This window comes from Actinophytocola sp., assembly GCF_036555685.1.
Lineage (GTDB): Bacteria > Actinomycetota > Actinomycetes > Mycobacteriales > Pseudonocardiaceae > Actinophytocola.
Genome location: NZ_DATBKY010000214.1, coordinates 1 through 14,325, shown reverse-complemented (window position 1 = coordinate 14,325; position 14,325 = coordinate 1). Strand labels below are relative to the sequence as shown.

Below are 14,325 nucleotides of genomic sequence, written 5' to 3'. Positions count from 1 at the left end.
GTCCAGCTCGAGCTCCGGGCCGCGGCCGCACGGGACGGTGAACGGCGTGTCGCGCGCCAGCCGCGGGATGTCCACGCCGTCGATCGACAGGTCGGTGATGCCCGCCGGCCGGCCCGGCTTGGTGTCGATGGCCAGCACGGTGATCTGGATCGACTTGGTGGTCAGCGTGAAGTCCGCTTCGCCCTCCGGGGTGACCGGCACGGCCTGCTCGCCCTGCGGCACGGTGATCAGCAGGTCGGTAGGCCGGGAGGCACCCGAGTCCTTGTCGACGTTCACGTGCAGGCCGGTGATCTCCTTCGGGGTGTCCCAGGAGAGCGTCAGCGTCGGCCGCTCGTCGGTCGTGTCGGCGATCCACGTCGTCTCGGGGTTGCTGTCGACCGCCGCGATCGGGCCCGCGGTCGGGTCGCCGGTGAGCTGGGTCGACGACTTGACCTGGAACCCGGGCACGGTCACCGGGTTCGTGCCGCCGTCCGCGGGCAGCACGGTGCCCTCGACCCGGTAGTTCTCCTTCGCCTGGGTCCGGAAAAGCCGGTGTATGCCCGTGGGCTCCTCGCCCGAGCGCGCGCGGCCGCCGTCGCAGGCGCCGGCCACGCACGCGTAGCGCGGCTGCGAGCCGCGGGTGAACGCGAAGCTCGTGCGCTGGTCCGGCGCGGGCGCCACGTCGGCCGGTACCGACAGCGCGCGGTTCGCGGTCACGCCGGGGATGTTCAGCTCGGAGATGCCCGCGTTGCCCGTCTGCCGCCCGGCCGCGACCGCCACGATCGTCACCCGCACCGTGCTGGTCAGCCCCGGCGGCACGGTGAACTTCTGCGGCGCGCCGCCGCGCTGGACCTCGTGCTCGGCGCTGCCGTTGTCCGTGGTGATCCGGATCCTCGTCACCGGCCAGCCGACCCGCAGGCTGTCCACGAGCGCCACCGAGACCTCGCTGACCTGGCGTGGCGTGTCCAGCTCCACCTCGAGCCACTGGCCGGCCGGCCCGTCGAAGCTCGACGAGCGCCACGACGTCAGCAGGTCGCCGTCGATGGCGGCGAACGGCAGGCCGGACGGGTCGCTCGGGCTCGCGGCGTCGGCGTAGCTGATCGACGTCGACGCCGTCACGTCGCGGATCCCGCGGTAGGCCGCCACGGTCTGGTGGTCACGGCCGCGGAAGGGCAGCACGTCGGTGGACGGCCGCCGCTGGCGCGGACGTTCGTCCGCGGTCAGCGTCTCCGAGAGGTTGTCCCGCACCCGGCCGACGTTGCGCTCGCGGTATCTCAGCCCGTCGGTGACGAGCCACTCGCGCGACTCCGGCAGCGCCCCGTCGCCGGCGAGCATCGCGGGTGCCTTCGGGTCGAGCATGCCCGCCTCGAGCAGGGGCAGCAACGACTCCGGGCCACCGCTCACCGTCGGAATGTCCTGTGTGGACACCACGCTGGCGCGGGGCACCTGGGTCCGCACCTCGTACACCTCGAGCGAAGGTGCCCTGCCGACGCCGTCGAGCTTCACGTCCGGCCCGAAGTCGGCGACCCGGCGCAGCCCGTCCGAGCCCTCGAGCCCGGCGCGGATCGCGGCGGGCGAGGGCGCGTCCGTTCGGTGCTGGTCGAGGTCGTTGCGCAGCAGCACGAACCGGTAACCGGCCCGCGCGAGGAAGCCGGCCAGCGCGGGTGAGCCGCGCGCGTCGGCGAGCGCGTCCTCGACCGCGTCCATGAGCCGGGTGTTGCCCTCCGAGCCCAGGGGGATCTGGCTGCGCACCGCCCACGGCGAGCGGGCCAGCGGCTGCGCGGGCTCGTCCACCGTGCGGCCCCACGTGTAGTCGCCGAACCCCGACCCGGGCAGCAGCAGCGTGCGCGCGTTCGCGTCCCGCTCGCCGAGCCAGGCCAGCGCCTGCTGCCAGTGGTCCGGCACCTCGTCCCAGCCCGGCCCGGGCCGCAGCGTGAACAACCACGCGGGCGCGGCCATGATCGTCACGAGCACGGCGGCCACCGCGAGCCGCGCGCGGGTGGCGCGCAGCGGGGACGTGCCGCGGGCCATGCCCGGCAGCCGGCCGGTCAGCGCGTGCGTGAACGCGAGGACCAGCGGCAGCCGCAGGACCGGCTCGAACTTGTGCACGTTGCGCAGCGGCGCGAGCGGGCCGTCCAGCAGGCCGCGGACGGTGTCGGCGAACGGGCCGTCGAGGGTGCCGACGTAGCCGATGGTCAGCAGCGTCACGCCGGTGACGACGCTGAGCACGAGGAACCGGCGTTCCGGCAGCCGCGGGCGGACCAGCCCGTACAGCCCGATCGCGGCGACCAGCCCGGTCACGAGCATCAGCGCCGGGTTGTCGATGAGCAGGAAGCCGGAGGGCCACCACGGCGTGCCGGCCACGACGTAGGCGACCCACTGGTTCGTGCCGCGCAGCACCTGGAACAGCGACATCGGCGCGGTCGTGTTCGACGCCGACTCGATGTAGTCGAGGAACGGGAGGCTGTACTCGCCGAGCAGCAGCAGCGGCAGGATCCACCACAGGCACACGGCGAGGACCGAGACGCACCACCACGCGCAGAGCTTCACGTGCTCGCGGGTGAACCGGCGGGTCACCAGCCACAGGAACGGCAGCACGAGCGCCATCAGCACCATCGCGCCGTTGATCCCGCCCATGGCGAACACGGCGAGCGCGGAGAGCCCGGCCGCGCGCCGCGGCGAGCCGATCCGGTTGGCCTTGACGAGCGGCAGCAGCACCCACGGCAGCCAGACCGCGGGCAGCATCTCCGCCGACAGCGAGCCGATCTCGGTGAGCATGCGCGGCGCGAGCGCGTAGGCGAGGGCGCCGGCGAAGCGGGCGGGCTCGCTGCCGATGCGCAGTGCGCGGGTCAGCGCGAGCATGCCGCCGAAGGCGAGGCACAGCAGCAGCGCGCACCAGATCCGCTCGGTCAGCCACGGCGGCAGCCCGAGCAGCTGGCCGGCGGCGAAGAACGGGCCCATCGGGAACAGGTAGCCGTAGGCCTGGTTCTGCAGCTCGCCGCCGGTGGCCTCCGGGTTCCACAGGTGCAGCGCGCGGCCCAGGAACGCGATCGGGTCGACGGCGAGGTCGAGCTTGGTGTCGAACGTCGTGCGGCCCGGACGCTGCAGGAACGACAGCAGCGTGAGGCCCAGCATGACCCACGCCGCCGGATTGCGCGGCAGCCCGGCGAACCGGCGCCGCAGGGCGCCGGAGACGGTACTACCGGTGGTTAACATCGCTCGAATACTAGGGCTAAGGTGACCCGACCAAAGTTGGCTCATCGAGGCGGGTGCGGGTGGACTTCGACCACGTCTGGGAGTCGGTTTCGGACATTCCGGGCTGGCTGACCGAAGGTCAGGCCAGGATGCTGTGGGATGCCGTGCTGCGGCTCGAGCCTGGTTCGACAGTGCTCGAGATCGGCAGCCACCAGGGCCGATCCACCGTGATCCTGGGGCACGCCGCCCGCCGGGTCGGCGCCCGGGTGATCGCCGTCGACGCGTTCGTGGACGGCCGCTTGTTCGGTGGCGCGTCGACCCGCGACCGATTCGAGGCCAACGTCTCGGCCGCCGGGCTGACCGATGTCGTGGAGCTCGTCGTCGGCTACTCGACGAAGCTGCGGCCGACCTGGGACCGCAAGTTCGAGCTGCTCTACGTCGACGGCAAGCACGACTACTGGACCTACACCGACGACCTGCGCTGGTCGGCCCACCTGCCCGACGGCGGCGAGATCCTGGTGCACGACTGCTTCTCGTCGATCGGCGTCACGCTCGGCACGATCGTGAAGGTGCTGTTCGGTGCGCGCTACACCTACGTCGACCGCAGCCGTTCGCTCGCCCGGTTCCGCCTGGCCAGGCCGTCACTCGCCGACCGGCTGCGCGTGGTGGCCCAGCTGCCCTGGTTCTCGCGGAACGTGTTCGTCAAGATCCTGCGGCGGCTGCGGCTGAACCGGGTGGCGGCCTGGTTCGGCCACCACGGCCCGTACGACCCGTTCTGAGCCGCGTCCGCTGTTCGCCTTCGTGCGATCCCGGCCCGGACCGCGGCGTCGAACCGTGCGGTCGGCATCAGGGCGCCGGGGGCACGCCGACCTGGACGTTCGTCACGCACAGCGGGGCGATGTCCTGGCTGCGGCTCACCACGATCTCCAGTAACGGGCCGGTCGCGACGACGTGGATGACGTGCAGCCCGTCGGTGAAGCGCACCGGGTAGGACCTGCCGCCCGCGCGGACCGTGCCGGGCCCCATGTCCGACGTGTAGTAGCCGATGCGCACGATCTGCCGGCCGGGCACGGCGCGGTGCAGCGGGATGCGCACGACGCCGTCCTCGACGAGGTAGCCGCAGTCCTTCACCGGGCCGGGCACGGCCGTGACGGACGTCTGCAGGTTGAGTACCGGCTGGGGTTCGCCCGTGCGGTCGAGCTGGTAGATCTCCTCGGCGGGCCGGTCGAACCGCGGGTGCTCCGGCACTAGGCCGACCACGCGGGACGCGGACGCGTCGTCGAGGAACCAGTCGATCATGATGTCGCCGGGGACGCCGCCGTCGAACAGGACGATGCCGGGGCGTTCGGCGAGCGCCTCGCGTGCCTTGTCGACGTAGTCGCGGGCGTTGTGGAACTGCAGGGCGGGCGCGAGCCGCAGGAAGCTCACCATCGACCCGAGCAGCAGCAGGGCGGTGACCGCGAGGACCGCCAGGTGGGTCTGTGGCTGCTCGGGCCGGCGCGGCTCGCCCGCGGGCAGGAACGCGAACATGGCGCACAGCACGGCCACCGGGACGGCGTCGGCGATGTAGCGCGGGTCGGTCGAGACGGCCGGGCCCACGACGCCGAGCCGGGTCGCCGCGACGAGCGTGATGTCGACGGCGAGGTACGCGGCGAGGAACAGCCACGGCAGCAGCGCGCGGCGCCGCGAGCGGACCGAGCTGACGGCGATCACCGCGATCGCGGCCAGCACGGCGACCATCCGCACGACCGGCGGCGGGGTGGACCACGCGGCGCCGCCGCCGGAGTCGGTGAGCGGGCCGCCGAACATGCCGGGCAGCAGCGTGTCCACAATGGACCGGCCGGCGAACTCGACGATCGTGCGGCTGGTGACGGGCTCGCCGCTCGCCTGGCTGGCCGTGAGGTTGAGGTACAGCACGGCGAAGCCGGCGACGAGCAGCACGTACGCGAGCCAGACGAAGCGGTGGCGGCGCAGCGTCCACACGATCGGCGCGACCTCGTCGCGCGGGGCGAGCAGGACCGTGACGCCGAGCAGGACGGCGGGGATCAGCGCGGCCTTCTCGTAGAACGCGAGCCCGAAGACGGTCCAGGCGACGGCCGCCACCGCGTGTTTCGCGTGCCCGGTGTCGAGGTAGCGCAGGTGCGCGTCCAGCGCGGCGAACATGGCCAGCAGCAAGGGGAGCAGTTGCATGCCGTAGGCCCACCAGAGGGTGGGGAAGAGGATGACCGGCGACCCCGCGAGCACCGCGAAGGGCAGGATGGTCACCCAGCGCCTGTCGAAGAGGCGGACGAGGACGCGCCAGGCCAGCCACAGGGTGACGGCGTGCGTGGCGAGGAGCGGCAGCACGGCGACGGTGTGGTTGAGCGGCGCGATGGTGGTGACGATCCAGGCGAGGAGGAAGGCACCTGGCTGGAGGTGCCCGCTGTAGTCCTGGAAGAGGAAGGAGAGGTCGTAGGGCGCGGCGTGCGCGGCGCGGTAGGTGAGGATGAAGTCGTCCTGGCCGAAGTACCCGTTGAGGCTGGCCACGGCGTGCACGACGAAGGGCACGAGGGCGGTGACCAGCGCGGCGATCGCGATGGCGGACCTCTTCGAGGCACGGCGCGAACCCAGGTGTCGCGGCGCGGCCACCTCCTGGTCGACGGACACGGCACTCCCTTGATCGCCTCGCTCGGGTCCCGACCTCGCTCCCCTCATCGTGGTGGCTCCGAAACCGTTACGCCTGCCGGGCCGAAAGAAACCTACGAACGAAGGGGTCCGGCCGGCGCCCGGCAGCCGCGATCAGCCACCGGCACACGCCGCGGCCCGCGGGCCCGCGCCTCCGATGGTGCGGTGCACGACCTCGACGGCGCAAGGTGTCACAGCGCACGCGGCCTATCGGTCGGCCGCTCTGCTGTGGCCGGCAACTGGGCCCTATGGATCTTGTCAAGTTCATCCCGTTGCTCTGATGGGGCACGACTTGGCCGGATAACAAGGGGCGGTCCGAGGGAATCTTTGTGAGGATGGCGGCGCCTCATGCCTGATCGCGAAGGGACGACAATGGCCCGTGGCATCACATTGATCCGCTCCTCCTCCCTGTCCGACGTCGCCGAGTACGCGTACGCGGCCACGGCACCTGCCCAATCACGACTGATCTTCCTTGCCGGTTCGTGTCCGTTGAACGCGGACGGATCCACGGCCGCGGTTGGGGACTACGCGGGCCAGGCGGCGAAAGCCGTGGAGAATATGCGGATCGCTCTGTCCGAGGCCGGTGCATCACTCCGCGACGTCATCAGCACGAGGGTTCTCGTCGCGTCAACCCGCCGGGAGGACCTGGTGACAGCCTGGGAGGTAGTCCGGGACTCGTTCGGTGACCACGACGTCCCCAGCACCTTGATGGGCGTCACAGTGCTCGGCTACGACGATCAGCTTGTGGAGATCGAAGCCGTCGCCGCCGTGCTCGATTCCTGAGACGGTAGTCAACGGCACGTGCTTACCCGTTCCTCGTGGAATGGGACGGCGAGGCGTGGCACTGCCCCGCCTGGCCTTGACCTGCCCACACCTCTTGGGCGTGGGTCTCGCACGCCGATCGCGGTCGAGTTGGCGAACGTCGGCTACGACGACCCGGTCCGAAAAACCTACGAACGACGGGGTCCGGCCGGCGGGTGCTGGCGGAGCGGAACCAGCCAGTGCCCACACTTCGGGTCGTCGTACAGCCCGATCATTGGGTGGCGGCTCCGTAGCGGAACCTTGACACCCTGGCAGCACGAGTGAGTCGCGGGCAGCCAGAAAACGGTCCATGCAAGAACCGAGCATATCGCCAGGTAGCCGATGATTCCCATCGTCTCCGCCGGCAGCGCGATGCGGAGCGCGGCCGCGACAGGCAGGAGCAGGATGCTGGAGATCGCAGGCAGTATCCAAACGGCCTCGAGTTCGATGAACGGCCGGCCGTCGAAGCCGACCACGACGAACTGATCGTCGCTCCACCGGACGGCGGGATTGGCGATCCTGAGCCGGCGAAGATCGCTTACGCGCGTGTGCCACCCGCTGAGATTGGGGCTGTCGTCCGGCATGGAATCGGTGATGGCAGGCGGGAACCGCAGAAAATTGTCGGTGCCTGCGCCGCCTGTCACCTCTGCGAGCACGATGGCCGCCCCGGCGGATGCCGCCACCGGCACGAGGTACAGGAGATTCAGCCAGGTCGCGTCAGGCGCGATGAGTAGTGCTCGCCAGTCGCCAGTTGCGACAGCCAGCAGGATCAACACGATCGACGCTACTGCCGACGCGACCACGACCAGCCGCGCAGGCCAGAAGAGCTTGACGAACGTCGCCCGCCTGCGGTAGTCGCGCTCGAGCGTCGAAAGCACGGACCAATCATCCCGGAGTGTGTCGACATACGAGTTCACTCCTTCGGGCCGCACGCCGTGCTCCCACGCGGTTGCCAGCAGTGTAGGGAGGTTCGAGTCAGCGGCGAGGCCGTACTCGAACGGATAGGCGTCGCGGACCCTTACGCTCGCCGGCAGAAGGTTCGGTTGCGCTTGAAGCTCACGGAGCCCGTCTTCCGCGTTGCAGAGTCGAAGGAGTGAGGTCAAGATCTTGCGTGACGATCTCTCGTCGCGCCACGTCTCGGAACGCGCCAGGAGTCGCCAGAGCGGACCGATGATCGACAAGGAGTCGGCCGAGGGCATGCCGGTGAGCATGGCTACCAGCTCCAATGCCGCCGGGTCGGCGGTCTCGGCCAGTGCGGTGATGAGTCGCGTGCTCGAGTCACGGTCGAGGTTCGCGAACTCGGCGGGGTTGGTGCGGAATACCGCGAGCTGGGTGAGCAGGGCCGAGACCGCCAGGTCGCGCACCCAGGGCAGGGCGGCGTTCGCAAGGCCGATCAGTGCGGACAGAGCCCGCGTCGACACTCCGGGATCGGATGCGGAAACTTGATCACCCAACGCATCGACGATGTTCGACACGATGTCGCGGTTCGCCGTGGATCCGACGGCGAGACAACGCCCCGCGAGCTCCAGGTTCCGATCGGCGAGCTCGGCCAGGAACGACTCGAGATGGTCGTGTTCAAAAGCGGCGAAAAAGACCGCCACCTGGCGCCACTCGTCCTCTTCTGCCCGCGTCGCCAGGAACTCCGCGCCCTGCCGGGGATCTCCGAGCAGCTTCCGGGCGATGAGGAACTCCTGTATCGACCTGTGCGCGAAGACGTAGTCCGCGTCCAGTGACGTCTGCGCGAGAAGCCCGGTGCGTTCGATGATCTCGATGACGAACGCTTCGCTTTGGCCACGTGGTAGGGACGGCAGCCGATCGGCCATCCGGTCAGCGACGGCTACGAGCTCGTCGAGCGCGAAGTCTTCGAAGCGTCCCGGCCGTGCGGCGGCGACGTACGCGAATTCCCGGAGATATCGCATCTTGTCGTCGCCGCGGAAGACGTTGACCGAACCCGCAGCCTCGAGCCGGAAATCGTGCCGGGTGACGAGCTGCTTGATCATCTCGTCGTAGAAGTCGGTCAACGATGTCGGGATTCGGTATCCGGGCAAACGCGTGTAGAGCGCGATCGAAACCGTCAGGATCAACGGGATCCGGTGCAGTTCCAACGTCCCCGAGCTTACGATCGACGCGAGGAGGTCCGTGGGCGTCCGGGCCTCGTCGAAATCCCCTTGGCGTCGTGCGATGAACGCACGAATCTCGTCGTCGGTCAGGCGCGCAAGAGTGTATGTTCGGTCGGTCAGTGCTGGAACCCATTCGAATCGCAACGAGAGAAAGTTCTGCTGGCGGCAGGTCAGTACGACGCGGACCCGGTGCTCCGTAACGAACTCGAGGACGGCCGACCGGACGGCGGAACGCATCACCTCGGGCACCTCATCGAGCCCGTCGAGCAACAGCACCATCCCTCTCGAGCCGAGAATCGACTCGAGCAACGCCGCGGGCTGGCGAACCTTTGCCAGCCGGAATATCTCTCGCTCGATGAACCCGGTTATGTCCTGCGACCTGTCACGGTCAAGCCATCGGGCCAGATGCCGCAATGGTACGAGCACCGGGGTCCAGTTTCCGACGATAGTAGTGTCGCGTGCCCGCCCGGTGGCGATGAGCGACGTCCCGAATGCCTTCAGCAGGGTGGACTTTCCGGTTCCCGGGTCACCGAGAATCACCAGCCGGCTGTGGTCGGGGTGATTCAGCACGTCTGAGGCAGAGATGCGATCGGTCTCGAGACCGCGATAGGCGGCCAGCGGAACATAGGTGTCGCGCAGCGACAGGTCCTCACGCCGATCCCGGTAGACGTTCTGGACCGTGCCGTGAAAATCCCGGAACCACCTGCGATAGCGACGACGGTCGGTGCCCGCGAGCCGCGCGAGCAGAACGATCCAGGCTTTGAGCTGTCGTCGTAGCGGTGGAACCGCCGCCACCAGAATGGCCACGACGAGCGAGCCGATTGCTACGAGCAGGTTCCACTCATCGAGTTCCAGATCCACGCCAAGATTATCGCCGACGAAGCCCGGACGCTATGAGGCGGTTGATCGGCCCGCGGCTGACGGTCGCCGATTACCGGCCGACTACGAACTCCGGCGACGGAACTCTCTACGAGAACCCGTAACCGGACTTTTGTATGTGCAGGTCAGCCGCCTTGCTGCGGTTGGCAGGTCGGCGGCTGGCAGACCAGCTTGGACAGGGCCGCGTAGAAGATGTCGCTGATCTTGGTCGGGTCCGGGGTGGTGAAGGCCTGGCCGCCGGTGGCGCCGGAGATCATGCGCAGCTCCGCCTGGTCGATGTCCGGGCCGATGCCGATGCCGATGATCTGCACCGGGTGGCGCGGGTCGCGCAGCTTGCCCAGCTCCTTGATCAGCTGGTCGCGGCTGATGCCGTTGCTGTCCTCGTTCTTGCCGTCGGTCAGGACGACCACCAGGTTGATCCTGCCCGCCTCGTAGTTCTGCGTCGCCGACCTGTACGCCGCCAGCGTGCTGTCGTACAGGCCCGTCGCGCCGTTCTCCAGCGCCTTCACCGCCCGCAGCGTGTTCAGCGCGCCACCGGAGAGCTGGTCGGCCACCGATCTGACCGGGATCAGCTCCTTGTAGTCCTTGTCCTGCCCGTCCAGGTTCGTGGAGAAGAGCCAGACGCCGATCTTCGTCGTCGGTTTCATCAGGCCGATGCCCAGCTCGGCCGCCTGGAGCGTGACCGCCATCCGGTTCTTCCCGGTCCCGGGCACCGGCTCGTTCATCGACCCCGACACGTCCAGCAGCACCTGGATGCGCGCGCTCAGGTTGACGCCCGCCCACTCGTTGAGCACGTCCGTGACCTCGGTCGGGCTCGGCATCGGCGGCGGGGTCAGCTTCTGCGACGACGTGCGCCGGTCGCCCGCCCGCTCACGCAGCATCTCGCCGTCCGGCGTGCGGAAGCCGGCGTCGCCGAACGTCTCCGCCGCCTGCTGGCCGATCAGCACCTTCAGGAACCGCTCCGCCGCCTCGCGCTTCTCCGGCTTCGTCTCCGGCAGCACCACGAACGGGAAGTCGAGCGACGGCACCGGCGGTTGCGCGTACGCCGCCACCAGTGGCGCGCCGTTCTGCTTCGCGTTGTACCGCAGCACCGACACCTCGGAGGTGGGGAACCCGTCCAGCGGCTCCTGCGCACTCTCCGCACCGGGCAGGCGGGCGAACAGGTCGGGCGCCTCGGGCACCACGTTCGGCGACAGCCGGCGCAGCTCGCTCGTGATCTTCTGGCCGGCGGCCGGGCCGGAGCCGATCAGCTGGCGGATGCCGAACAGGGTCGACACGCCCGTCGGCTCGCGGGCCGGGTCGGGCATGCCGATGGCGAGCTTGCGCGCGTCCGGCCCGAACAGCTGCGACCACTCGGGCTCCTTCTGCGGCCAGCCGAGCTGGTTCGCGGTGTCCTCGGTCAGCGCGACCACGACCGGCGAGCTCGCGATCGACGTGCCGCTCACCGGCACGTTCCAGGCGCCCTTCTCCTGCGCGCGCTGCAGCCAGACGGTCGACTCGGGGATCCACACGTCCGGCCGCTCGGTGCCGTCGGACACGACGAGCGACTCGGCGGTCGAGGACGAGTCGCGGGTCGCCACGTTGACCTTGTAGCACGACCCTTCGTCCTGTTCGGACACTTTGTTGCCGATCTGTGCCACCACGGGCGCGATGTCCGCGGCCGCGGTCACGTTGACCACGGTCGTGCTGTCACAGCTCGACGCGCGCAGCCGGTCACGTAAGAAGTCGAACGTGAACCAGCCCAGCAGGGCGAGTACGAGCAGCGCCGACAGCAGGATCACCGGCGACCGCGAGCGCAGCCCACGCACGCCGCGTGGCCTGGCCGACGAGTGTCGCCCCATCGCATGGCCTCCAAGTAGGCAACAGGACCTGTGGGTCGATGAAACCCTACCTGGTGATCGACTGTTGTCAGGTGGTTACGAATTCAGGAATATAGCGCGTCCACTTCTCTGGCGAAATCCTTCATGATGACGTTGCGCTTGAGCTTCAGCGACGGCGTCAGGTAACCGTTCTCCGGGTTGAATTCGGTATCCAGCACGCGGAACTTGCGTACCGACTCCGCTGTCGACACCGCGAGGTTGCCCTCGTCCACGGCCCGCTGGAGCTCGGCGAGCAGGTCGGCGTCGTCGGCGAGATCGGACACCGTCGCGGTTTCGGACTTTCCGGCCGTCGTCTTCCAGTAGGCGAAGTAGTCCGCGTCGATGGTGATGAGCGCCGCCACGTACTTCTGCCCGTCGCCGACCACGAAAGCCTGGCCCACCAACGGATGCGCGGATATCCGGTCCTCGATGACCGACGGCGCAACGTTCTTGCCGCCGCTCGTCACGAGGATCTCCTTCTTGCGCCCGGTTATCTTCAGGAAGCCCTCGTCGTCGAGGTCGCCCAGATCGCCCGTCGCGAACCAGCCGGCCGAGTCGATGGACTCCTTGGTGGCGGCGTCGTTCTTCCAGTACCGGGTGAACACGCCGTCGCCGCGCAGCTCGATCTCGCCGTCGTCACCGATGCGGACCGCGGTGCCGGGCAACGGTTTGCCGACGGTGCCGGGCTTGAACGCGCCCGGCGCGTTGACCACGGACGCGGCCGTCGACTCGGTCAGGCCGTAGCCCTCGAACACCGTGATGCCGACACCCCGGAAGAAATGGGTCAGCCGCGGGCCGAGCGCGGCGCCGCCGGAAATCGCGTACTCCACCCGTCCGCCAAGTGCAGAACGCAACTTGCTGTACACCAGGCGATCGAACAACGCGTGCTTCAGCTTGAGTACGAGCCCGGCGCGCGGACCCGCCTCGCTGAACTGGATCGCGGTGCTCGCGGCGAGGTCGAAGATCTTGCCCTTGCCGTCCTTGTGCGCCTTCTGCCGCGCGCCGTTGTAGACCTTCTCGAGCACGTACGGCACGGACAGGATGAACGTCGGCCGGAACGCGGCGAGGTTGTCGGTCAGCGTCTTGACGTCAGCCCAGTGCCCGAGCGTCGCGCGCGCGAGCACGGCGCCCACCTCGACCATGCGGCCGAACACGTGCGCCAGCGGGAGGAACAGCAGCGTGCTGGTCTCGGTTCCCTCGCCGCCCTTGAACATCGGCGCGAGGTACTCGACCGCGTTGCCGATGGAGGCGAACAGGTTCCGGTGGGTCAGCACGACGCCCTTGGGGCGGCCGGTGGTGCCCGAGGTGTAGATGATCGTGGCGAGGTCGTCCGGGGTGACCGCGGCGCGCCGGTCCTCGATGTCCGCGTCGGACACGTCCTTGCCGGCGGAGACGAGCTTGTCGACCGCGCCGGCGTCGATGCGCCAGACGTTCGCGAGGCCGGACAGCTGCCCGCGGACCGACTCGACCTTCTGCTCGAGCGCCTCGTTCTCCACGACGACCGCGGTCGCGCCGGAGTCGGACAGGATCCACTCGATCTGCTCGGCCGAGGACGTCACGTAGATCGGCACCGAGACCGCACCCGCCGCCCAGACCGCGAAGTCGAACAGGGTCCACTCGTAGCAGTTCGCGGACAGGATGCCGACCCGGTCACCTTGCCCGATGCCGGCCGCGACGAGGCCCTTGGCCACCTCGATGACCTCTGCGAGGAACTGCGCGGCGGTCACGTCGCGCCAGGCACCGTCGACCTTGCGCCGGAACGAGACCGTGTTGGGGGCCTCGTCGGCGTTGGCGAAGACGACGTCTGCCAGGCCACCGCGATCGGGCACCGTGGCCAGCGGCGGGACGGCAATTTCTCGCATGCTGTACTCCTCGTCGAGGTGCTACCTCACGGTAACTTGGTCGTATCTTGCCCGCGAAACGACCCGAGGGCCACCCCCGGACGCGCCGGGGGTGACCCTCGTTCGTTTCGGACCAACCGGACAGTGTCAGACCGTCAGGCTCCAGCTGTCGAGCCGGCCGGTGTCGGCGCTGTACACGTCGCGGACCCGCAGGTTCCACGTGCCGTTGGCCGTCTCGGACGAGGCGTTCACCGTGTACGTGGCGTTCACGTTGTCCGCCGAGTCGCTGCCCGAGCTGTTCTTCAGCCGGTAGGCCGTGCCGTCCGGCGCGATCAGGTCGATCTGCAGGTCACCGCGGTAGGTGTGGGTGATGTGCACCTCGACCTTGGAGCTCGACGACGCCGCGCCCGGGCAGCCGCTGATCGTCACCGGGCTGTTGATCGCGGCGCCGGCGTCCGGGATCGACGTCCGGGTGGTATTGGCCTGGGTGGCACACGTCGGCGTCGGGTCGCCGCCGCCGAGGTCCGCCGCCGCGGCGGCGATCGCCGACGCGAACGTGCTGACCTGGGAGTAGACACCCGGGTTCTCCGGCCGCGCGCAGCCGTAGCCCCAGCTCACGATGCCGACCTGGATCCAGTTGTTCGCGCTGTCCCGGCGGAACATCGGGCCGCCGGAGTCGCCCTGGCACGTGTCGACGCCGCCGTCGTCCCAGTTGCCCGCGCAGATCTCCTCGTTCGGCACCAGCTCGCTGTACGCCTGGCCGCACTGCGCGTCGGTGACGAACGGAACCTGGGCCTTCAGCAGGTAGCGCTGCTGCCCGCCGCCCTCGACCGCGGCGCCCCAGCCGGCGACGGTGAACGTGCCGCTGTCGTAGGCCGTGGTGTTCGCGATCGCGAGCGTCGGGATGCCGCTCACCGGCGAGGCCAGCTTGATCAGCGCCCAGTCGTCGCCGGACGGGTTGTTGTAGCCCGGCGCCTGGTAGACGTA

General features: G+C 69.3%; 7 protein-coding genes and 1 pseudogene. 2 read left to right on the top strand and 6 right to left on the bottom strand.

Annotated features, from left to right (window positions below):
* Nucleotides 1-138: 138 nt before the first annotated feature.
* Nucleotides 139-3,114, bottom strand: a pseudogene (locus VH969_RS20145) (alpha-(1->3)-arabinofuranosyltransferase domain-containing protein); the annotation flags it as partial.
* Nucleotides 3,115-3,254: 140 nt separating this feature from the next.
* On the opposite strand from VH969_RS20145, the gene VH969_RS20140 reads away from it, so the two are divergent.
* Complete coding sequence (locus tag VH969_RS20140) at nucleotides 3,255-3,953, top strand: class I SAM-dependent methyltransferase (RefSeq protein ID WP_331976455.1); 699 nt, start codon at nucleotides 3,255-3,257, stop codon at nucleotides 3,951-3,953.
* Nucleotides 3,954-4,020: 67 nt separating this feature from the next.
* Here the strand turns inward: VH969_RS20140 and VH969_RS20135 are convergent, their stop codons facing one another.
* Nucleotides 4,021-5,820 carry a glycosyltransferase family protein gene (locus VH969_RS20135; RefSeq protein ID WP_331976453.1) on the bottom strand — a complete coding sequence of 600 codons (1,800 nt, stop codon included), beginning with the start codon at nucleotides 5,818-5,820 and terminating at the stop codon, nucleotides 4,021-4,023.
* Nucleotides 5,821-6,186: 366 nt separating this feature from the next.
* Here VH969_RS20135 and VH969_RS20130 point away from each other — a divergent pair, with 366 nt between their 5' ends.
* Nucleotides 6,187-6,621: a RidA family protein gene (locus tag VH969_RS20130; protein WP_331976451.1), complete on the top strand. Its 435-nt coding sequence runs from the start codon at nucleotides 6,187-6,189 to the stop codon at nucleotides 6,619-6,621.
* Between the two features lie 167 nt (nucleotides 6,622-6,788).
* Here the strand turns inward: VH969_RS20130 and VH969_RS20125 are convergent, their stop codons facing one another.
* The 4 genes from VH969_RS20125 to VH969_RS20110 all read right to left on the bottom strand — a co-directional run.
* Complete coding sequence (locus VH969_RS20125; RefSeq protein ID WP_331976449.1) at nucleotides 6,789-9,620, bottom strand: NACHT domain-containing protein; 2,832 nt, start codon at nucleotides 9,618-9,620, stop codon at nucleotides 6,789-6,791.
* 143 nt (nucleotides 9,621-9,763) lie between these two features.
* The gene (locus VH969_RS20120; protein WP_331976447.1) at nucleotides 9,764-11,479 is read right to left on the bottom strand and encodes a substrate-binding and VWA domain-containing protein; all 1,716 of its coding nucleotides are present in this window, start codon (nucleotides 11,477-11,479) and stop codon (nucleotides 9,764-9,766) included.
* Between the two features lie 83 nt (nucleotides 11,480-11,562).
* The gene (locus tag VH969_RS20115) at nucleotides 11,563-13,359 is read right to left on the bottom strand and encodes an AMP-dependent synthetase/ligase (protein ID WP_331976445.1); all 1,797 of its coding nucleotides are present in this window, start codon (nucleotides 13,357-13,359) and stop codon (nucleotides 11,563-11,565) included.
* 126 nt (nucleotides 13,360-13,485) lie between these two features.
* On the bottom strand, nucleotides 13,486-14,325 hold an 840-nt coding region (locus tag VH969_RS20110), incomplete at its 5' end, for a trypsin-like serine protease (protein ID WP_331976443.1).

Bases quoted from the DNA above. Each gene is read 5' to 3' on its own strand.
- VH969_RS20130 (WP_331976451.1), top strand. From the start codon at position 6,187: ATGCCTGATCGCGAAGGGACGACAATGGCCCGTGGCATCACATTGATC.
- VH969_RS20120 (WP_331976447.1), bottom strand. From the start codon at position 11,479: ATGGGGCGACACTCGTCGGCCAGGCCACGCGGCGTGCGTGGGCTGCGC.
- VH969_RS20115 (WP_331976445.1), bottom strand. From the start codon at position 13,359: ATGCGAGAAATTGCCGTCCCGCCGCTGGCCACGGTGCCCGATCGCGGT.